This is a genomic window from Parashewanella sp. 2210YD4-3 (assembly GCF_056591735.1).
The window spans coordinates 37,669-57,987 of sequence record NZ_JBWQOG010000007.1; the positions used below are offsets into that span (position 1 = coordinate 37,669).

The window sequence follows — 20,319 nt, forward strand, 5'->3', positions numbered from 1 at the left end:
GAAAGCAATAATTGAACGAGTATGACGAGCAAATGGAATGAACACCATAAAATAGAGAATTGGTTATGACAGCAAGGATTTTGATCGTAGAAGATGAATTGGCCATCAGGGAAATGTTGACCTTTGTACTTGAACAACATGGGTTCAGCACAATATCAGCTGCCGACTATGACTCTGCTGTATCCGCATTACAAGAGCCTTTCCCTGATCTTGTCTTGCTTGATTGGATGTTTCCCGGTGGAAACGGAATCCAATTTGCTAAACATATGAGACAAGATGAATTTACCCGCCAAATTCCAATCATAATGCTTACTGCCCGCGGTGAAGAAGAAGATATGGTTAAAGGCCTAGAAGTTGGGGCTGATGACTATATGACTAAGCCATTTTCACCCAAAGAGTTAACCGCTCGTATTAAAGCCGTATTAAGAAGAACGGCTCCAACTCGACTTGAAGAAACTATTGATGTTCAAGGTCTGACTTTAGACCCTATTAGTCATCGCGTAACTGTTGGTGAGCAAGTATTGGATATGGGTCCAACAGAGTTTCGTTTACTTCACTTTTTCATGACACACCCAGAGCGAGTATATAGCCGTGAGCAGTTGCTTGATAATGTTTGGGGAACCAATGTGTACGTTGAAGACAGAACTGTCGATGTACATATTCGTCGCCTTAGAAAAGCGGTTGAACCTTCTGGACATGACAGATTAATTCAAACTGTTCGTGGTGCGGGATATCGTTTTTCAGCCAGAATGTAAAATTCTAGTGACTCAAACGCAATTCGTGTATAAAGTGGTCTATACCCCAATTTATTGGGTATCAAAGCTGTTTTCTATGATTTAGCGGTCAAGAAAACAGTTTTTTTTTGGATTGATAATCTTAAGCAGTATCTGGCTCCATAGAGCAAGAATGGCTATAGAAGCAGTTTGCATAAAGCAATAAACGGACAAATATATGTACGAGTCTTATTCAGGATATCGGTTGTTAACCCGCTTAATTGTCTATTTCCTAATTTTTGGCGTAATAGGGATCATTTTCCAAGAGGTCATTCTATTTTTATTTATTGGTGCTATAGGTATCCTTGTTTGGAACTATCGCCAGCTGAGTCGTTTAAATTACTGGCTGTGGGTAGATCGTCGATTAACGCCACCTCAAGGAAGCGGTACTTGGGAAGGTATATTTAACGGCATTTATCGCTTGCAAGGGAAAAACCGTCGTCGAATAGGGCAACTAGCTGGTTTATTAGCGAGGTTTAGGCAGGGGGCTGAAGCGTTACCTGATGCTGCTGTCGTACTTAATTCTGAACTTAGCATTCTCTGGTGTAATAAGTTAGCACAACTCAACCTAGGGCTGGTATGGCCTCAAGATAATGGGCAACGAATTGATAATTTGATCCGCCATCCTGATTTTATCGCGTACCTTCGAAAAGCAAATTTTGATGATCCACTTGAACTGGCATCTCCCGTTTCTGAACAGAGGTTATTGGAAATCAGACTGATCAGTTATGGCGATAGACAATTACTTCTTATTGCTAGAGACATCACTCGGATAAGAAATTTAGAAGGCATGAGAAAAGAGTTTGTTGCTAATGTATCCCATGAGCTGAAAACGCCGTTGACAGTGATTCAAGGTTATTTAGAAATGATGCAAGAAACCATGCCCGCAGATGACTTTAATCAACGCAGTTTGAGCTTAATGAGCCAACAGTCCGAACGAATGAAGTCCATGGTTGAGCAGTTACTAGTATTATCAAAAATTGAAGACGCAACGGAAATTGATTTACAAAACACAGTAAATATCAAAGCACTCCTAACTTCTCTTGAAGAAGAAGCTCAAGCACTGGCTAGAGGAGAATACACAGTTACATTTGACAGTGATCTAGATGTAGAACCTCATGGCAATGAATTACAGCTTAGAAGTGCTTGTATTAACTTAATTTCTAACGCCATCAGATACACCGAAGCTGGTGGTAGAATCCACGTCAGTTGGAAAAAAGTACCTACAGGTGCAGAGTTTAGTGTTACTGATACTGGTTTGGGGATCGAGCCACAACATATCGCGCGATTAACAGAGCGGTTCTATCGAGTGGATGACGCTCGATCAAGAAAAACAGGCGGAACAGGGTTAGGCCTATCAATTGTTAAACATGCCCTAAGTCATCACCATAGTGAGTTGAAAATCGAGAGTGAAAAAGATAAGGGAAGTCGCTTTAGCTTTGTGATCCCACAGCATCTTATTGAACTGAAACAATAATGTAAGATTGTCATGCAGATGTAATATATGAGTAATATATTTGTCATGCTTTCAACAGATACTGACACTGTTTTCAACAACAAGCTACATTATAAAATTGGAGCAAAACATGAAACTGACAAGGCTTGTCGGCGCAATGACTTTAACCGCCGCTGGACTATTCTCTGTAGCTGCAACAGCAGCCGTAGATCCAAAGCTACCTAAGTATGAAAAAACCAGTGGTGTTTCAGGCAACCTATCTTCTGTTGGTTCTGATACCTTGGCTAACATGATGACATTGTGGGCAGAAGAATTCCAAGATTTATACCCTAATGTAAATATCCAAATTCAGGCAGCTGGTTCTTCTACTGCACCACCAGCGTTGACTGAAGGTACTTCACAATTTGGTCCTATGAGCCGCAAAATGCGCCCAAATGAAGAAGAATCTTTTGAGAAAAAATATGGTTATAAGCCAACACCTATTCGTGTAGCTATCGATGCATTAGCAGTATTTGTTCATAAAGATAATCCAATTAAAGGATTAAGCATTGAGCAATTAGATGGTATTTTCTCTAGCACTCACCGTTGCGGTGGTTCCGATGTTAATCGTTGGGGAGATTTAGGATTAAAAGGTTCGTGGGCTGGTAAAGACATTCAGTTGTACGGCCGTAACTCAGTATCAGGTACGTACGGTTACTTTAAGAAAAAAGCATTGTGTCGCGGTGACTTTAAGCCAAACGTGAACGAGCAACCTGGTTCAGCTTCAGTTGTTCAATCTGTATCACAATCACTTAATGCTGTTGGTTATTCTGGTATCGGTTATAAGACTGCTGGTGTTAAAGCGGTAGCGATTTCTAAGCGTGGTAAACGTTATGTTGCAGCGACTTCTGAAAATGCAGGAAACGGTACTTACCCACTGTCACGTTACCTATACCTTTATGTAAACAAGCACCCAAATAAGCCATTAGAACCAATGCAGCGTGAGTTCTTACGTTACATTCTTTCTAAGCAAGGTCAGAAAGTAGTAGATAAAGATGGTTATGTTTCTGTTCCAAATGCTGTAGTGGTACAAGATTTTAAGAAACTGGGTATTAACTAATCAGTTAAACGTTCCTAGTAAATCAAAAAAGCCTCATTTTGAGGCTTTTTTTGTACTTGTTTTTTGAGTATACATAAAAAAAGCGACCTATTTAGGTCGCCTATCCAAATTCGGATTTTGATAAATAATATCAATAAAGGGAGAATGATGATGAACAAACAATGCATTTAACCAGTGTAAATAATCTGTTCACTAAATAAGACCGGACCTTTTTAGAAAGGTTCCCAAAAAAAGTAAAAAAAATTAATTTATTTTTTTGTTGGGTTCTATAGCAATGCTTTTATGTCATCAATGAGCTGCTCTGGCTTGGTTGTAGGGGCATAACGCTTAATGACTTTGCCTTGCTTGTTCACTAAAAATTTAGTGAAATTCCATTTTATTTTCTCTGTACCCAACAAACCTTTCTGTTCTTTTTTTATAAATTGAAACAGAGGGTGTGCATTTTCTCCATTGACGTCAACTTTCGAGAAAAGCGGAAAGGTTACTCCAAAGTTCAGTTCGCAAAACTCTGCGATTTCAGATTCTGAACCTTTTTCTTGCTGGGCAAACTGGTTGCATGGAAACCCTAACACAGTAAAACCTTGGGACTTAAATTGTTTATAGAGAGATTCCAAACCTTGATATTGCGAGGTAAACCCACATTTGCTGGCGGTATTAACAAGTAACACAACTTGGTTTGAATAATCTGAAAGCGATACTTCTTTTCCGGTAATATCTGGAGCTGAGAATTGATAAATAGATGGTTTCATAAAATAAACTAGCTCATTGAAAATAGACTGAGCTAGTTTATACGCAGTAAAGTTCAAATACGATTAATTAATTGTAATTGCAGTACTTGTTGCAGCACCATTTTGATGAGTGACCGTCATTGTATATGTGCCGGGTTTATCGTATGTGTGTTTGATGATCTGGTTTTGATCTACGTTACTGATTTCTCCTTTTGAGCCGTCACCCCAGTTGTATGTGAAGTTTTGATAACTTGTGTCGATATCAGTTACACATGAACGGATGCCTACATCAACAGTGGCGTCTTGAGTTGATGAGGATACGGTTAGGAGTGGCGAAAATGCATTGCTAGGTTTTAGCAAATCAAAGTAACGGGTTGGTGCATTTAATAAAGTCCAATCCATGCGATTAAATCCATGCCCCTCTGCGTAAGCGCTCGCTTTTGCTTTGGCACTCACTACAGCAAGTTTAATCAGTTGCGAGTTACCAAGCTTGTGCGCAAAGTTAGAGTTTGCATCTTTACCGCAATCGTTGCCTATATAACCTTCAAAGCCTAAAGGTGTCTTACCTTTAGCTCCTACTTTTGCCCAAATCGCATCAGCATATACACCCGCTTTAACAGAAATGGCTAAATTAGGTTCTGCTTGAGCCGTCGCTTTTAGTTGGTAAGCAATATTGTTAGAGCTGAAAGTACCATGATCAGAAAAATTGCCTTTTATTTTTTTGCAAGAAGAATTCGTACAAGTGAACTGGTAGTCTCCGGTGATATTGAGGTCTTTTTTAAAGCTGACTTTACCCGTTAGGTTGTAATTTAGATCGCCAGTTGATGCTGTAAAGGGGAGGTGGAAATCGTATTGAACAGGAATAGGGCCTACAGTAAAAACACCGTTTGCAATGGTTCCATCAAAGATAGTTAAGCTTTTTCCGGGTAATGAACCACCTGCTTGCCCAGTCAACTGAATATTACCATTTACCAAGAAGTCAGCTTGGGCATCAAGGTTGGTGATTTGTACTTTGTAAGGCACACAAAGTTTGCTTTTGAAGTCATAACCTACAGTAGCATTTGCACTGACATCAGCATTACCATCAATATCGTATGAAAATACGAACGGGCCTTTGTTGGCCGAATCCGAGTGGCTAATAGGGAAGTATAAGTGCTTTTTGAAAGACTTATGATCATGAGTGGTATGATTGCAACTGTATTGCTCGTTGCCTACAGCAAGTCCTTGTTGACGGTATTGAAGTAGACCTCGTTGACTCAGGTATTGATTGATCTGTTCTTGAGATGCGTTGGGATCAAATTGAGCTAACCCTTTATCAATCACTATCAGTTTATATGGATCTTTTGTTTGTGATTGGCAAAGTTGCTTACCATTACAGATTGATAGTGAACCCTGTTTTAGTTCTTGAATTACTTCATCACGTTCTTTTGCCGGAAGCCCTGCTTCATTACTAGCGTTTATCGCGCCTTGAGGTGAAGTGATAAAGTAAAACTCATTAGTTTTAGGTTGGCTTTGTAGTGATGTTGCAAAAGTGATGGATTTGAGTTGGTAGCCCTCACCTGATTGAACAGTGGTTGATTGCAATGTATTTGGGCTTGCCCAAACGGATGCTGAGACAAAGCCAAGTGCAAAAATAAACTTGGCTAATTGGTTACGCTTTGAAGTCATATACATTCACCTTAGTTTTTGAACTGGTCTGTATAATCACTTACATCATGTTAGTTTTGTTTTTCCCTTAGTTGTGATTCGTTGTTTCAGGCTTAGCATAAAGAATAGGGGAAAGATTAGCGTGATGGTGATCACGCTTTATCGGCTTGGCGCTCCATAACAGCAACAAACATTCCATCTGAGTTTGCTTCATAAGGCATGATGGTGAGCATGTCTTGCTGCTTTCCTGTGAAAGGATGGATTACAGGTGTCAGCGCAAATTCAGGGTATTGTGCTAAATATGACTGAATCACCTGTTCGTTTTCTTGTGGTAGCAGAGAGCAAGTTGCATAGACTAATTTACCACCTTGTTTAACCGCTTCCGCGCTGCGAGTTAGAATATCCAATTGTAATGCTGTAATTTCATCTAAATTACTTAAATTATCAGTCCAACGCATATCTGGGTTACGTCGCCATGTGCCGGTGCATGAGCAAGGAGCGTCAACAAGCACGCCGTCAAAAGATTGTGATGAAACGGGCAGAGTCTCGCTTACCCAAGGCATTACTTTGATATTTTTAAGCTTAGCTTTACTCGCTCGTTTTTTTAGTTCCGAAAGAGCATTAAGACGAATATCTGATGCAACTAGTTTGCCCTTATCACTACGAAGTGATTGCAACTGTAATGCTTTGCCACCAGCGCCAGAGCATGCATCCCACCACAATTCATTAGGTTTAGGTTGGCAAATCTCGCCAATCACTTGCGAGGCAAGATCTTGAATTTCAAGCTTTCCTTGCTTGTAGGTGGTCAACTGAGCCAAGTTCAAGCTCTTTTCACCTAAGCTAAGCGCATTTGCAAAATATTGACAATCAATTACATCCACGCCTTCAGAAATAAGTGAGTCAACGGCTTGCTGGTGGTTTATGCCCTGTGAACGAGCCCAAATAGGAGGCCGTGTTTGCATTACATTAGCCAATAATTCACTTTGTTCAGTATTACACTCAAGGTGCTGCCAAAATGATTCTGGAAGTAATTGATTGAGGTGTAAATCGCTGTTGACTGCAAATACGTTAGCGCAGCTTAAGGGGGTATCTTGAATACGAGCTTTTTCTAACGTGGAATCTGGCATGGCTGACATTTTGGCCCAAGCATCAATAATAGGCAGCCAAGCATGCTGCTCAAATGATGCAGATTGCACCAATGCTTTTAGCCAATCAGAATCAACCTCTTGTTGAGAGGTCTGTTGCAGTTGGTGTATCCAACCCCACCAACGAAATAATCCAAAAAACGTTTCACGAATAATACGGCGGTCTTTAGAGCCATGTTTCTTATTTTCACGAAAATAATTGGCCAGAATGTTATCCGCAGGTTGCTTGCTCTCCATAACATCAAAAAATAATTTATGAATGGTTATGGCATAACTTAATGCACGTTTCTGAATACCAGAGTCAGCAATTAAAGCAGAGGAGGTCATAGCAAGTCACAGGTCAATATAATTGGAGGGCGGATTCTAACAAACAAGCCGCCCGTTCTACAATCAACAGAGATCATGTATGTCTCTTTATCTCACCCGATTTGTACCTTTGGTAATAATCAAGCATATGAGCCTTTACTTTTGGTGCCAACAAAACCGATGAAATCATGGTTGGAATCGCCATTAATGCATAAGAGCCATCAATTAAGTTAATAACAGCGCCGAGTGAAAATACCGAGCCAAGAACAATGGCGAATAGGTAAAAATAATTGTAGAAATGCTTATATTTATCTCCAAAAATAAAAGCGAAGCATTTAGTGCCGTAATATGAAAAGGTAAAAATGGTGGATAATGAAAAAATCAATACACAAACGATAAGTGCTGCAGAGCCTATGGTTGGGAAAGCTTTATTAAAAGCGTGAGCCGTTAAAGTAACTCCACTAGCAGACGATTCGGTCCATACACCAGTAATAATGATGAGCAAAGCTGTGATGGTACAAATCACTATGGTGTCAATAAATGGTCCAAGCATGGCGACTAGCCCTTCTTGCAAAGGCTCATGAGTTTTCGCATCACCATGCATCATTGGAGCCGTTCCAATCCCTGCTTCATTAGAAAATGCGGCTCTTTGAGCACCAATAATGATGATGGCGCCGAGTGAACCACCTAATACAGCATCTGCACTAAAAGCGTCACTAAAGATCAAAGAGAAAGTGTTGCCAATTAAATGATTGTGTTCAAATAATACAATCAGTCCTAAGAAAAGGTACAGCAACACCATTAATGGGACGAGCTTACCTGCAACTTTCGCGATGCGCTCTAAACCTCCTAAAATGACCATCGCGGCTAGAGTGGCTGTCACCATGCCGATGCTTAAGTTGATATAAAGAAAATCATCACTGCTAAATGAACCATTGGGTAATACCACGAGATCCCTGATGAGTTGAGTCAGTTGATTGGATTGATAAATCGGCCAAGTACCCATGAGTCCAGCGATGGCAAATAATAGAGCTAGTGGTTTCCATTTTTTACCAAGGCCTTCGGTGATGATGTACATAGGTCCACCCTCAACATGACCGTTAGGCAAGGTGCGCCTATACATCACAGATAAGGTACAGGTAAAAAACTTGGTGGCAATCCCGAGAAATGCACAAACCCACATCCAAAAAATCGCTCCAGGACCACCAGTAGCAATAGCGATGGCAACACCACCAATGTTGCCCATACCTACGGTAGCAGCAACAGAAGATGACAAAGCTTCATAGTGATTAATTTCACCTTTGTCGTCTGGCTTGTCATATTTTCCTAATAAAATCTGAATGGCATGAGGGAATAAACGGTAGGGCAGAAACCTTGAGTAAATCATAAAGAAAAGGCCGCCTCCTAAAAGAAGGATGAGAAGGGGCGTTCCCCACATGAAAGAGCTAAAACTTTTTAATATTTCTTCGATTAGTGGCACTAAGCTTTTCCGTTTTTATTATCACAAAGTGTGAATTACCTTTTGAAATATCATATAGAGTTATAGTTATGAATAAAAGAGCAGTAAAACAGAATAAAAATATACAGATTGAAGAGGGCTGTAGGTATGGCCAATCGTTTTCGATAAGTATTTCTCAATAGACCAAACAACTGAATTTGTATGTTATGTTTAGCAACAGTTGGTTCAAAGATGAAACTAATCAGTTTTGCTATTGTCAATGTCTTCTATAAATAGAGAGGTATATGTAGTGAGTATTCAACCAGCTTATATTCAAGACCCTAATCCTACACAGCAACAACTAAAAGAATTTGCTTGTTCCCTTGCTAATTCGGATACCAATCCACTTGAAGTTAATCATGGTACAGTATGGATAACGTATTCGAGCTATAGCACTCCTATGGTTTATCGTTTAAGGTTTATCGGTCTCTACAGCTTAGCTAAAAATCAGACGGCAGCAGACGCGTTTTATAGGTTTTCGATGATTTAAAAGTTGGCATAAAGGAAAATAATCATGTTTATGCCGGTATGGAATTAGGGAATGAAATCAAAAACAGCTCGGCGCTACCATAAATGGTTAATGATGATAATTGGTGTTCAATTTGTCGTGTGGCCATTAACGGGCTTGTACATGGTGAGTTTAGATATTCATTTTATTCACGGGGAATCGCTGCAGAAAAGTGAGACTGAAAAAGTTCAGTTAGCTGATGTTAGGTATTCGATAAATGATTTATTAAGCCGATATCCAAATGCTAAAAATATTGAGCTTAGATGCCTACAGGGAAAAGCCGTTTATCAATTATCAATTAATTCACCCAAGTCAACCAAGTCAACCTCAATATTAGTGAGTGCATCAACAGGCCGACGTTTACCCATGGTCAGTCAAACGCAGGCGAGTGATATCGCTAAGAGCTACTATGTTGGTGAACATAAAATAAGCCAAATTCAACTGATTTCCGAACCCCAACAGTTACCCTCAGAGTTAGCAGCTCGACATCTTCCTGTATGGCAAGTTGAGTTTGATTACTTTTCGTCTCCAACCTTTTATATCAGCCAGCAAACAGGGCAAGTTGTTACCAAGCGACACCATTATTGGCGCTTGTTTGATTGGATGTGGCGCTTTCATATTATGGATTATGATGACGGCGAGAATGTAAGTAATTGGTTCCTTTTATTAGTCGCAACGTTAGGTTTGCTATCCGCTCTTACTGGGGGAGTGTTAACTTATAACAAAGTAATTAAATCTAAGAGGGTAGCCAGGTGAATATAAACCGTCTTTGTAAGAAGTGGCATAAATGGTTATCTCTGGTTGTGGGAATTCAATTACTGATCTGGTTAGGCACAGGCTTATACTTCAATTTGATCGATAACAAAAAAGCCAACGGTAATGAACAGTTCCGAAGCGTAGAGCATAACTTCACTGTCAAAAATCATAATCTGTACCCGTTAAACAAGCTAAATGTGGATAGTGTTGAATCCATCAAACTAGTTGGAGTTTTGCAACAACCTTATTATCTGGTGACTCATAAAAGCCAACCTCATCGCTACCAAGTTCAGAATATGCAGTTGTTTAATGCGATAACGGGGCAGTCTTATATTATTAGTAAAACATTGGTAAACGTCATTGCTCTGAAATCATATCAGGGAGACGTGAAAATCAAAGATACCCAGCTATTACAACCACCAATAAAAGAGCTCCCAAGACAGCGCAATGCCGTATGGCAAGTTCAACTCAATGATGCTAACCATACGAATGTATATATCAATTCGATTACCGGACGTGTCATAGCGCATGTAAATGACGATAGACGTTTACGCAATTTAATGTTCAAACTGCATTTTATGGATTACGCCAACAAGGGGAGTTTTAATGGTTGGATGATTGTTTTATTTGGTGTTTTTACATTACTGTTTGCAATTACTGGCAGTGTTTGGATTGTAGATTTATGGCGTAAAAGACAATTTTCATAGACTAATCAGACACATTTTCACAGAAATAGGCTTTTAAAAAATCGATTAGTAACCTTAATTTCTTAGAGTTTGTATTTCCTGGTGGGAATACCCCATAAATTTGAATAGGCTTAAAATTAAAGTCTTCCATAATCGGAATTAATGTTCCATTTGCTATCTTGGTTTTTGCATCATAAATCGGTATTTTTGCCAGCCCGTGTCCACCTTCAACAAAAGCGGTTCTGGCTGATGCATTGTTAGTCTTGATGGTTCCTCGCATTTGAATGCTATATGAGCGGCTACCTTTAACCATTTCTAACGTTGCAGAGCTAAGGTTATACATTACCCATTGATGCTGATTCAATTCGGTAGGGTGTTTAGGTATGCCGAATTGTTCTAGATATTCTGGTGAGCCACACAAGCAAGTGGGTAAGGTTGATAATTTAGTGGCTTGCAGACCTGAGTCAGCCAAAGGGGCACCTCTAATTGCTAAATCAAAACCGTCTTTGATGATATTTTCTACTTCATCAGAGAGCCTGACGTCTAGCTCGATTTTTGGATAAAGGCTTTTAAACTTGTTTAATGCTGGGACGATGACTTCTAATCCAATATTGACAGGGCAGGTAAGTTTTAAAAGACCAACAGGGTTTTGCTTTAGATTCTCCATATGCTGATTAGCGCTAGAAGCTTGAGCCGAAATGATATGGCAGTGTTGGTAGTATTCATTTCCTGCATCTGTAAGGGAAATCGTTCGTGTTGAACGATTGAGCAATTTCAACCCTAAATGTGCTTCTAATTTTTTGATATGGTAACTCACCACCGCTCTGGAAAGCCCAAGCTGTCTAGCCGCGGCGCTTAGTGTGCCTTGCTCAACTACTTGAGCAAAAACCACCATGCTTTTTAACTGTTCAAATGAAACCTTCATAGCACAACGATTATTGTATTAATTTTTGATACAAAGTAACTCAATAACTCTGCATTATCCAATCGAATGAGTTGGTATAGACTTACAAACATCAAATTATGTGAACAAAGCAAGGGTAAAGATTTATGGCGAATACAAAACGCATGTTGATGGTTCTGACTTCTCATTCCGAATTAGGCAACACTGGTGAGAAAACAGGCTTTTGGATTGAGGAGTTTGCTGCACCCTATTACCAATTTGTTGATGCCGGTTTTGAAGTGGTCTTAGCTTCTCCAAAAGGTGGGCAAGCACCCATTGATCCGAAAAGTGAATTAGAGGATTTTCAAACAGACTCAACACGTCGGTTTGATAAAGATGCCGATGCTAAACAAGCGGTGGCTAATACACTAAAGTTGGATGAAGTAAAAGCAGAAGGTTTCGATGCTGTATTTTTCCCAGGTGGTCACGGTCCATTATGGGATTTAACAGATAACCCAGTTTCTATTGGTTTGATTGAGCAGTTTCTAGCAACAGATAAGCCAGTTGCAGCCGTATGCCATGCCACAGCAGCATTATTAAATGTAAAAAATGGCTCGGCAGAGTTTGTGGTTGCAGGCAAGGCTATATCAGGGTTTACCAATACTGAGGAAGAAGCGGTTCAGTTAACAGAAGTCGTGCCTTTTCTTTTAGAAGATGAACTGATTAAGCGTGGTGGAGACTTTCAGAAAGTAGACGATTGGCACCCATTAGCGGTACAAGATGGCCTATTGATAACAGGTCAGAATCCCGCAAGTTCTGAACTGGTGGCCAGCAAACTTATCAAGCATATTTCTCAATAAAAGGTGACAACATGATTACTGTTCATCATCTTAATGAATCACGTTCAAGTCGGGTCATTTGGCTATTAGAAGAACTTAACATGCCTTACGAACTTGTGCAGCATCAACGTGACCCAAACACTCGACTAGCGCCAGAAAGTTTGCGTAAAGTCCACCCTCTAGCAAAAGCTCCAGTTATTGTAGATGGTGAAATCACACTTTGTGAGTCAGGGGCTATTATGGAGTACATCCTTGATAAGGATACTGATGATATGCTTCGTCCTGCAGCTGGATTTTGTGAATATTATCGCTATTTAGAGTGGTTACATTTTGCAGAAGGCTCGTTGAGTTTACCTGTAATTTCGACACTATTTATGCAAATGGAAACGCGAGATGGTAATCAACCTATGGACGGGTATATTGCCAAAGAAGTGGCGTTAGATTTTTCTTATATTGAAGAGACATTAAAAGCATCACCTTATTTTGCAGGTAATGATTTTACTGCAGCAGACATCATGATGACCTTTGTTTTAAAAGTGGCCAAGCAAATCGGGCTTTTAAGAGAAAAGCCACAGACACTTGCTTATTTAGAAAAAGTTCAAAATCGACCTGCTTATATTAAAGCGCTTCAAGCAGGGTAGGCAGAGCTAAAAAGATGGTAACTATTTAGTTACCATCTTTTGGATTTGCTTGGCACGTTCTTCATCTGAAAGCTCTGATGGCGGAGGAGTCACAATCCCTTTTTGACAAGCAGGGCGTTGTGCCAACTCATCTAACCAACGTTGAAGATGATTTAACCCTTGCATATCGACACCACTCCACTCATGAATACGAACCCAAGGCCATGTTGCCATATCTGCAATGGTATATTCATCACCCGCTAAATATTGATTATTAGCAAGTTGGCTGTTCATTACTTCAAATAAACGTCGTCCTTCATTTTGGTATCGTTCAATAGCAGCAGGAATCTTTTCAGGAAAATAGCGATAAAAGACATTGGCTTGTCCCATCATTGGGCCCACTCCACCCATTTGAAACATCAACCACTGTAATACTTGGGAGCGCTTTTTAGGAGCTTTAGGATAAAACTTTCCCGTTTTTTCAGCCAAATAAATCAAAATCGCACCTGATTCAAAAACGGCGAAGTTATCATTGTCTCGATCAATAATGGCTGGGATCCGTCCATTTGGATTAATGGCTAAAAACTCAGGCTGCTTTTGCTCGTTAGCCATTAAATCAAGATGATGTACTTGATAATCTAAGCCCATCTCTTCTAAAGCAATAGATATTTTAAAACCATTTGGTGTTGCAGCTGTGTATAGATCAATCATGTAAGCTCCTAAAATGGATGTTTACTGTAAAAACTCATAACGTGCTTGGATGTCGGGTGCAAGAAGGTTAATCGTTGAGCGTGCAGACTTAAACGATTTCTTTCAGATTTTGCCTTATCGTCAGCATAAAATGCATCGCCCAGAATTGGGTGTCCTATCGCCAGCATATGAACTCTCAGCTGGTGGGTTCGTCCAGTTTCTGGCTTGAGCCTAATCAAAGAAGACCTTTCTTGTTCTGATAAAATTTCATAGTGAGTAACCGCTGTTTTTCCGTCTTTACTCACTTTTTGATATGGCGGATTGTTTTTATCTGCTGCTAACTTAGCATCAATCACACCAGACTTTTTAACCAGTTTGCCCATAATTTCAGCAATATATTCTTTTTCAGTGGTTTTATTCTGAAATTGAGTTTTTAAATGTGACTCAGCCTGTTTCGTTAGAGCAAATACCATAACCCCAGAAGTATCACAATCTAGGCGATGAACCAAAATCGCACTCGGAAAAAGCTGCTGTAAACGAGTAATCGCACTATCAAAGGTATGGGGCGCTTTCCCAGGGTTTGACAGTAAGCCTGAAGGCTTATTAATCACAACTGTATCATTATCTTGATAGCGAATATCCAACCAAGGAACGGTTGGTGGTTGGTAGGTGAAAAGTTTCATACAGCTTCTCTAAAGTTGAATCGTGCGCAGTTTATTGAATCTTGAGTGTAAAAACCAGTTATAGCAATATCTGTTTCATTTTCAATTGTATATGTCAATTTGTTTTGATGTTTGGGGCAATTATTTTTTAAAGATTATCAATAGATTAAAGGTTTTCAATGTATGAGATATTCAGCATTCAACTGGTCTAACATTTAGCTAATTGAGTTTATAAATATTTTTGGAGTCCGTTATGGCAGTTGCTTCAAGTCAAACTAGACCATTGGAAAGAGTTATAATAAAAGCTGATAACTTAAACACGCATACGCTTACCAGAATACATGATACTGATGGAAGGGACTTTATTGTAACCTTTGAGTCTGAGGCGAAAGTCTCCGAGGACTATTTAGAATATGAACCTCCAAAAACAGCTGAATATATATGTAGAGTATCTGAAGCTGGGAAAATTTATGAATTTCATAGTAAAGATGACCCTCAACAGCAGTTAGTGGCTGCGCTCACGTTGAATGAAGAAGGAAACGAATGGGTTAAAGAGCTTGTCGATGCCATCACAGACAATTATCAACTGAGTGCCGAGGCGATTGAATCAGCTTCTCTTGGTGATCATGCACAACTACGCACATTTCTTGAAAAAGGCGTTAATTTAGCATGGAGAAATAAGCATGGGGATACTGCGTTAACGGCTGCATTAAAAGGTGAAAAAATATCAGATGAACTTTTGCTAGAAATGATACAGCTGCATAATGCGAATCCCTTTGTTAAAAACAAAAATGGTGATTCCGCATTTTCTCTTGCCTGCCGTTTAAATAAGACCGCAGTCGTGGAGCAGATGCTGAATGTTGGTATAAGCTGCATGATGTATGCTGTATATGAAGATTTTGATAGAGACTTAAAGGTAAGATTGGAAGCCATAAACAGCGTAATTACTAAGGATGGTCATACCCCACTTAGTCTTGCTAGTCGAAATCGCAATATTGATATGGCGAAAGCTCTGTTAAGTGGAGGTGCTGAGGCAAATAGAAATGAACTGCCAACCACATTACCTCTGTATTTGGCAGTGTGTAATGATGACATTGAGATGTGTCGCCTGCTATACAGGTATCGGGCAAGCCCAAATTTTATAATTCCAGGCAGATTTTATGATTCCCAGATAAGGAGCTTTATTAAACCAACCGCAAACGGTAGAAAAATAGAGGTGTTATTTGCGAAACCGCCTGAGCTTGCGCCTGAGGTACAAGTAGGTGTGGTGGGTGGAGTTGAAAAAGATTTCGAAGGTTATGGCGAAGAAGTTATAGATAAAGTTCAAGCTGATATAGAAGCCGAAAAACAGGCCAAACTAGAAGCTATAGAAAAAGCTAAAGCTGAAGAAGCTAAAGCCCGAGAAGAGGCTGAAGCTAAAAGAGCAGCAGATAAAGCTGAAGCAGAAGCTAAAGCTAAAAGAGCAGCAGCCAAAGCTGAAGCAGAAGCTAAAGCTAAAAGAGAAGCAGCTAAAGCTGAAGCTGAAGCTGAGAAAGCTCGTAAAAACGCTCTAGCATTAGCTGAAGCTGAAGAAGCTGCTCGAAAAAAGCAGGACGAAAGAGAATTAAAGCACAATAAGAAGACGTTTGGATTACTTAATAAACAAATAAAGGAACGTCTAGGAAATGATAATAAAGGTACTTTATATCAGCATTCTTCAGGACTTAATCCTACACTTCTTACAGATGATGATCTGTAAGTGATTATGAAACTAACTGAGCCCTATAAATAGGTTAGGGCTTTTTATTTATTATTTTGCCCACCATAATCTAAGCCTAAGTCCCCATTCGGATGTAGGACCTGTGGTTTTTGCTGCTATGTTGCCTTGGCTATCAATAATGAAAATAGCAGGGACACCTGATACACCCCAGCTGTTGCTGATGTGACTTGAGGAGTCATTAATAGCAGGAAATGTTAACCCTTTTTCTTGTAAATATTGGTTGATTTCATTGTTATTACCAGATGCGATTGCAACTGAAATAACAGGGTGATCTTTGGAAACACTTTCAACCATAGGTGACGTGAATGAGCAGTAACCGCACCAAGTACCCCAAAAATAAACAAGTGTTGGCTCTTTAGGTTTGTGAGGCAATGAAATGGTTTGTCCTTGTGTAGTAAAGCCTGATAACAAAGGCGCTTCACCAGAAGCCATATCTGAATGTAAGTAGTAACTGACTCCCAAAACTATGGCTGAGAGTAAGACAACATCACGAATGGCTTTTTTCCAAGAGAATGAACTGAAGCTAGCGGAGATAAATGGAATGCGTGTAAACTTCATAAAAAATGTACCATGCCTTTTTCTTATAAGACCAACTTCATTGAGTTCCTATTTCAAAATTATACCAATTACTGTTATTGGTATTCATCTGTCTATTCAGATTGAAACAAGTTGTTGCAATATTGTAATGTAAAGGTATTATAGCGCTCATGAAAATATACTGATTTAGGCTGTATCAGTAACCTTATAATAATAAAGTAAAAATGGAATTCTAACATGTTCGATTGGTTTAAAGGCCTTTTTAAAAAGAAAGAAAAGCAGCCTGAGCGTATAAAAATGTACGTTGAGATCCCCATTGAAGAAATCAAGCTTGCTCCTTTTGACTACTCTCAATTAAACGTGAACCCTAACTTTCGCGATCACATTCAAAAGCCCTACGATCAATGTAAGAAAAAATAGCAGAACACTCTCTTTTCTTAATGTAAATTTTCTGTAGATGTTTCAGTTCTAACCACAGTTAGCGTATAATACGCGCCCTTATTTGGCTTGGCTTTATAGAGGCTGTTTGATGCGTGTAGCTGATTTTTCATTTGATCTTCCTGATGAGCTTATTGCTCGTTATCCAACCAAAGAGCGTACGGCTTCAAGGTTGCTTACCTTAGATGGTAATTCAGGTGAAGTACACGATAAGTGCTTTACCGATCTGATTGACTTTATCGAAGCGGGTGACTTGATGGTATTTAACAATACTCGAGTTATTCCTGCGCGTTTGTTTGGTCAAAAGGCTACAGGTGGCAAGCTAGAAATCTTGGTTGAGCGTTTGTTAGATGACAAACGCATTTTAGCGCATGTCCGCAGTTCCAAATCGCCAAAAGTAGATGCCATCATTCATTTGGATAACGACTATCAAATGAAAATGCTGGCAAGGCACGATGCTTTATTTGAGCTAGAGCTTTTATCTGACCGAACGATCTTAGAGGTATTGGAAGAGGTTGGTCATATGCCGCTTCCTCCATATATTGATAGACCAGATGAAGATTCCGACAAAGAACGCTATCAAACCGTTTACAATGAAAATCCGGGTGCCGTTGCAGCGCCTACCGCTGGTTTGCATTTCGATGATGAAACTCTCGCAAAACTAAAAGCCAAAGGTGTAAACACAGCATTTGTAACTTTGCATGTTGGCGCAGGAACCTTCCAGCCAGTGCGTGTTGATGATATTGAAGATCATGTGATGCATTCAGAGTGGGCGAATGTACCAGCTGATGTTGTTGAGCAAATCAAACAAACCAAAGCCGCGGGCAAGCGAGTAATCGCTGTGGGTACGACTTCAGTACGTTCACTAGAAAGTGCGGCGAAAGCTAATGGCGGTGAAATTGCACCATTTAGTGCGGATACCGACATTTTCATCTTTCCGGGATATGAGTTCTCTGTGGTTGATGCTATGGTCACCAACTTTCATTTACCAGAATCAACATTAATCATGTTGATCAGCGCCTTTGCGGGTAAACAACCGGTAATGAACGCATACCAACACGCAATTGAAGAAAAATACCGCTTCTTTAGCTATGGCGATGCGATGTTTATTACGAGAAAAATTAAATAAGTCAGCTATGAAGGAGCTATAGTGTGAACGCCAACAGAAGCGCACATCTGATAGGCAGGACGCCTGAATGCCGTGAAGCACATGGATGTGCGAGAACGGCCATGTGCTGACGACCGTGACATCCTGTCACGGACGGTTGTTTTATCAGACTATAGCTCCTACTTGTTGGAATCCTGCTTTGATTGCCCAAGAGCCTTGATGCGAAGATAGAGGATATTCCCTTCAAAGTTGTTGAAGCTCGTTTGAATAAAAATGACGTAAACCCGACATGGACGTCGGGTTAGTCTCTGAGGTACATGGATGTACCATCAGAGACGTTAGGCATTTATTCAAAAAGAGCTGAAACGCTCAACTTTGTGGGACGGCAAGAGGGTTTCCAAAGGGAGGCTTGCTGTAGAGCCTCCCTTTGGTCGGGTTTGGGCTGACAGCCCAAGTTATTAATCAAAGTTTGATTAATAGCTAATGTATTCAAGATAATTGAGAAAGCAATTATCAAATCAAAACCGCCAGACTGTTTTTCTGGCAAGAGGTAATAATGAAATTTGAATTAGATAAAACAGTTGGTCGCGCACGTCGCGGTCGTTTGAAGTTTGAACGTGGAACTGTTGAAACACCAGCGTTCATGCCTGTAGGTACTTACGGTACAGTTAAAGGGATGACACCTGAAGAAGTGCGTGCAACAGGTGCCGATATTCTTTTAGGTAACACTTTCCACTTATGGCTTCGTCCGGGTGAAGAAATCATGCGTAAGCATGGTGACTTGCATGATTTTATGAACTGGCAGCGACCAATTCTTACCGATTCAGGCGGTTTCCAAGTATTCAGTTTGGGTGATATTCGTAAAATCACTGAAGAGGGCGTTCATTTCCGTTCGCCAATCGATGGCAGCAAAATTTTTATGGATGCTGAAAAATCGATGCAAATCCAATATTCATTGGGCTCTGATGTAGTAATGATTTTTGACGAATGTACGCCATATCCTGCAACTCATGATGAAGCACGTAAATCGATGCAGATGTCTCTGCGTTGGGCGCAGCGTTCACGTGACGAGTTTGACCGTCTAGAAAATCCAAATAACCTATTTGGTATTATTCAAGGCAGCGTTTACGAAGATCTACGTGACGAGTCACTAAAAGGCTTAGTAGACATTGGTTTTGATGGTTATGCGATTGGTGGTCTAGCCGTTGGTGAGCCAAAGCCAGATATGCACCGCATTCTTGAGCATGTTTGTCCGCAAATCCCTGAAGATAAGCCACGTTACCTAATGGGCGTTGGTAAGCCAGAAGATTTGGTCGAAGGGGTTCGTCGCGGTGTGGATATGTTTGATTGCGTAATGCCAACCCGTAATGCGCGTAACGGTCACTTATTCACCAGCACGGGTGTAATTAAGATAAGAAACGCTAAACATCGTGAAGATACGTCGCCATTAGATGAAAAATGTGACTGTTACACTTGTAAAAATTATTCTAGGGCATATCTATATCATTTAGATAAGTGTGGAGAAATCCTAGGTGCTCGTTTAAACACCATTCACAACCTACGTTACTATCAAATGTTAATGGAAGGTTTGCGTGATGCAATTGATGCGGGTACATTAGATGACTTCGTTCACGAGTTCTATACAGGCTTGGGCCGTGAAGTCCCTGAGCTGAAAGACTGAGATTAAATAGAGCTCTATCGTCGCTCCTGCGAAAGCAGGAGCCCAGTGTCTTTATGCTGAAAATTAAAGTCACTAGATACCTGCCTGCGCAGGTATGACAAAAGATAGGCAACCTATTATTTTAGAAACTAATTTAATAACTAAAAGAGAGAACTATGTTTATTTCAAATGCATATGCAGCAGGAGCTCCTGGCGCTCAAGGTGGAACCATGGAATTAGTATTCATGCTGGTTGTTTTTGGCTTGATCTTCTACTTCATGATTTTCCGTCCACAAAACAAGCGTGTAAAAGAGCACAAAAACCTAATGTCTTCGATCTCTAAAGGTGATGAAGTACTTACTAATGGTGGCGTGCTAGGTAAGATTGCCAAAATCAGTGATGAAAATGACTACGTTCTACTTGATCTGAATGAGTCTACTCAAATCACTATTAAAAAGGACTACATTACAGCAGTATTGCCAAAAGGCTCGATCGAATCGCTGTAGGCCTGGAGGCTTAAC

21 protein-coding genes are annotated in these 20,319 nt (G+C 40.1%); 13 read left to right on the forward strand and 8 right to left on the reverse strand.

The features are described 5' to 3' along the window. Window positions 1-65: 65 nt before the first annotated feature. From phoB to AC1EU0_RS11725, 3 genes are all read left to right on the forward strand, one after another. Window positions 66-755, forward strand: coding sequence for a phosphate regulon transcriptional regulator PhoB (gene phoB / locus AC1EU0_RS11715; RefSeq protein ID WP_121837181.1), 690 nt, complete (start codon window positions 66-68; stop codon window positions 753-755). Window positions 756-951: 196 nt separating this feature from the next. Continuing rightward, on the forward strand, window positions 952-2,250 hold the full coding sequence (gene phoR / locus AC1EU0_RS11720) for a phosphate regulon sensor histidine kinase PhoR (protein ID WP_480302586.1): 1,299 nt from the start codon (window positions 952-954) through the stop codon (window positions 2,248-2,250). 109 nt (window positions 2,251-2,359) lie between these two features. Beyond that, window positions 2,360-3,328 carry a PstS family phosphate ABC transporter substrate-binding protein gene (locus AC1EU0_RS11725; RefSeq protein ID WP_480302588.1) on the forward strand — a complete coding sequence of 323 codons (969 nt, stop codon included), beginning with the start codon at window positions 2,360-2,362 and terminating at the stop codon, window positions 3,326-3,328. A 266-nt stretch (window positions 3,329-3,594) separates the two neighbouring features. Here the strand turns inward: AC1EU0_RS11725 and AC1EU0_RS11730 are convergent, their stop codons facing one another. The 4 genes from AC1EU0_RS11730 to AC1EU0_RS11745 form a co-directional block, all read right to left on the reverse strand. Beyond that, window positions 3,595-4,077, reverse strand: a complete 483-nt coding sequence (locus tag AC1EU0_RS11730; RefSeq protein WP_480302589.1) for a glutathione peroxidase — start codon at window positions 4,075-4,077, stop codon at window positions 3,595-3,597. A gap of 63 nt (window positions 4,078-4,140) precedes the next feature. Further along, the gene (locus tag AC1EU0_RS11735) at window positions 4,141-5,724 is read right to left on the reverse strand and encodes a PKD domain-containing protein (RefSeq protein ID WP_480302590.1); all 1,584 of its coding nucleotides are present in this window, start codon (window positions 5,722-5,724) and stop codon (window positions 4,141-4,143) included. A gap of 131 nt (window positions 5,725-5,855) precedes the next feature. Further along, entirely contained in the window at window positions 5,856-7,175 is a 1,320-nt protein-coding gene (locus AC1EU0_RS11740) for an RsmB/NOP family class I SAM-dependent RNA methyltransferase (protein WP_480302591.1), read from the reverse strand. Window positions 7,176-7,248: 73 nt separating this feature from the next. Then, window positions 7,249-8,592 (reverse strand): alanine/glycine:cation symporter family protein, encoded by a 1,344-nt coding sequence (locus tag AC1EU0_RS11745; protein WP_480302830.1) that lies wholly within the window; start codon window positions 8,590-8,592, stop codon window positions 7,249-7,251. Between the two features lie 310 nt (window positions 8,593-8,902). On the opposite strand from AC1EU0_RS11745, the gene AC1EU0_RS11750 reads away from it, so the two are divergent. The 3 genes from AC1EU0_RS11750 to AC1EU0_RS11760 are packed head-to-tail and all read left to right on the forward strand — an operon-like array spanning window position 8,903 to window position 10,623. After that, a complete protein-coding gene (locus AC1EU0_RS11750) occupies window positions 8,903-9,142 on the forward strand; it encodes a hypothetical protein (protein WP_480302593.1) in 240 nt (79 codons plus the stop codon). Window positions 9,143-9,193: 51 nt separating this feature from the next. Next, the gene (locus AC1EU0_RS11755) at window positions 9,194-9,916 is read left to right on the forward strand and encodes a PepSY domain-containing protein (protein WP_480302594.1); all 723 of its coding nucleotides are present in this window, start codon (window positions 9,194-9,196) and stop codon (window positions 9,914-9,916) included. Further along, a complete protein-coding gene (locus AC1EU0_RS11760; RefSeq protein ID WP_480302595.1) occupies window positions 9,913-10,623 on the forward strand; it encodes a PepSY domain-containing protein in 711 nt (236 codons plus the stop codon). The genes AC1EU0_RS11755 and AC1EU0_RS11760 overlap by 4 nt, the downstream gene beginning before the upstream one ends. 1 nt (window position 10,624) lies before the next feature. Here the strand turns inward: AC1EU0_RS11760 and AC1EU0_RS11765 are convergent, their stop codons facing one another. Further along, window positions 10,625-11,527: a LysR family transcriptional regulator gene (locus AC1EU0_RS11765; protein WP_480302596.1), complete on the reverse strand. Its 903-nt coding sequence runs from the start codon at window positions 11,525-11,527 to the stop codon at window positions 10,625-10,627. A 125-nt stretch (window positions 11,528-11,652) separates the two neighbouring features. Here AC1EU0_RS11765 and AC1EU0_RS11770 point away from each other — a divergent pair, with 125 nt between their 5' ends. Together AC1EU0_RS11770 and AC1EU0_RS11775 are read left to right on the forward strand one after the other, a co-directional pair. Then, window positions 11,653-12,345: a type 1 glutamine amidotransferase domain-containing protein gene (locus tag AC1EU0_RS11770; RefSeq protein ID WP_480302598.1), complete on the forward strand. Its 693-nt coding sequence runs from the start codon at window positions 11,653-11,655 to the stop codon at window positions 12,343-12,345. A gap of 11 nt (window positions 12,346-12,356) precedes the next feature. Continuing rightward, on the forward strand, window positions 12,357-12,965 hold the full coding sequence (locus AC1EU0_RS11775) for a glutathione S-transferase family protein (protein ID WP_480302599.1): 609 nt from the start codon (window positions 12,357-12,359) through the stop codon (window positions 12,963-12,965). Window positions 12,966-12,986: 21 nt separating this feature from the next. Here AC1EU0_RS11775 and AC1EU0_RS11780 read toward each other — a convergent pair whose 3' ends face one another. Beyond that, entirely contained in the window at window positions 12,987-13,655 is a 669-nt protein-coding gene (locus tag AC1EU0_RS11780; protein WP_480302600.1) for a glutathione S-transferase family protein, read from the reverse strand. A gap of 8 nt (window positions 13,656-13,663) precedes the next feature. Continuing rightward, window positions 13,664-14,317, reverse strand: a complete 654-nt coding sequence (locus tag AC1EU0_RS11785; RefSeq protein WP_480302602.1) for an RluA family pseudouridine synthase — start codon at window positions 14,315-14,317, stop codon at window positions 13,664-13,666. Window positions 14,318-14,549: 232 nt separating this feature from the next. Between AC1EU0_RS11785 and AC1EU0_RS11790 the strand changes: the two genes are divergently transcribed. Beyond that, window positions 14,550-16,034, forward strand: a complete 1,485-nt coding sequence (locus tag AC1EU0_RS11790; protein WP_480302604.1) for an ankyrin repeat domain-containing protein — start codon at window positions 14,550-14,552, stop codon at window positions 16,032-16,034. A 51-nt stretch (window positions 16,035-16,085) separates the two neighbouring features. Here the strand turns inward: AC1EU0_RS11790 and AC1EU0_RS11795 are convergent, their stop codons facing one another. Further along, on the reverse strand, window positions 16,086-16,613 hold the full coding sequence (locus AC1EU0_RS11795; RefSeq protein ID WP_480302605.1) for a protein disulfide oxidoreductase: 528 nt from the start codon (window positions 16,611-16,613) through the stop codon (window positions 16,086-16,088). A 216-nt stretch (window positions 16,614-16,829) separates the two neighbouring features. Here AC1EU0_RS11795 and AC1EU0_RS11800 point away from each other — a divergent pair, with 216 nt between their 5' ends. The 4 genes from AC1EU0_RS11800 to yajC all read left to right on the forward strand — a co-directional run bounded on the left by AC1EU0_RS11800 (window position 16,830) and on the right by yajC (window position 20,304). Next, a complete protein-coding gene (locus AC1EU0_RS11800; RefSeq protein WP_480302606.1) occupies window positions 16,830-17,012 on the forward strand; it encodes a hypothetical protein in 183 nt (60 codons plus the stop codon). Window positions 17,013-17,121: 109 nt separating this feature from the next. Then, a complete protein-coding gene (queA, locus tag AC1EU0_RS11805) occupies window positions 17,122-18,159 on the forward strand; it encodes a tRNA preQ1(34) S-adenosylmethionine ribosyltransferase-isomerase QueA (protein WP_480302608.1) in 1,038 nt (345 codons plus the stop codon). Window positions 18,160-18,694: 535 nt separating this feature from the next. After that, window positions 18,695-19,819 (forward strand): tRNA guanosine(34) transglycosylase Tgt, encoded by a 1,125-nt coding sequence (gene tgt, locus AC1EU0_RS11810; protein ID WP_480302609.1) that lies wholly within the window; start codon window positions 18,695-18,697, stop codon window positions 19,817-19,819. 155 nt (window positions 19,820-19,974) lie between these two features. Next, on the forward strand, window positions 19,975-20,304 hold the full coding sequence (yajC, locus tag AC1EU0_RS11815; protein ID WP_480302610.1) for a preprotein translocase subunit YajC: 330 nt from the start codon (window positions 19,975-19,977) through the stop codon (window positions 20,302-20,304). The last annotated feature ends 15 nt before the right edge of the window (window positions 20,305-20,319 follow it).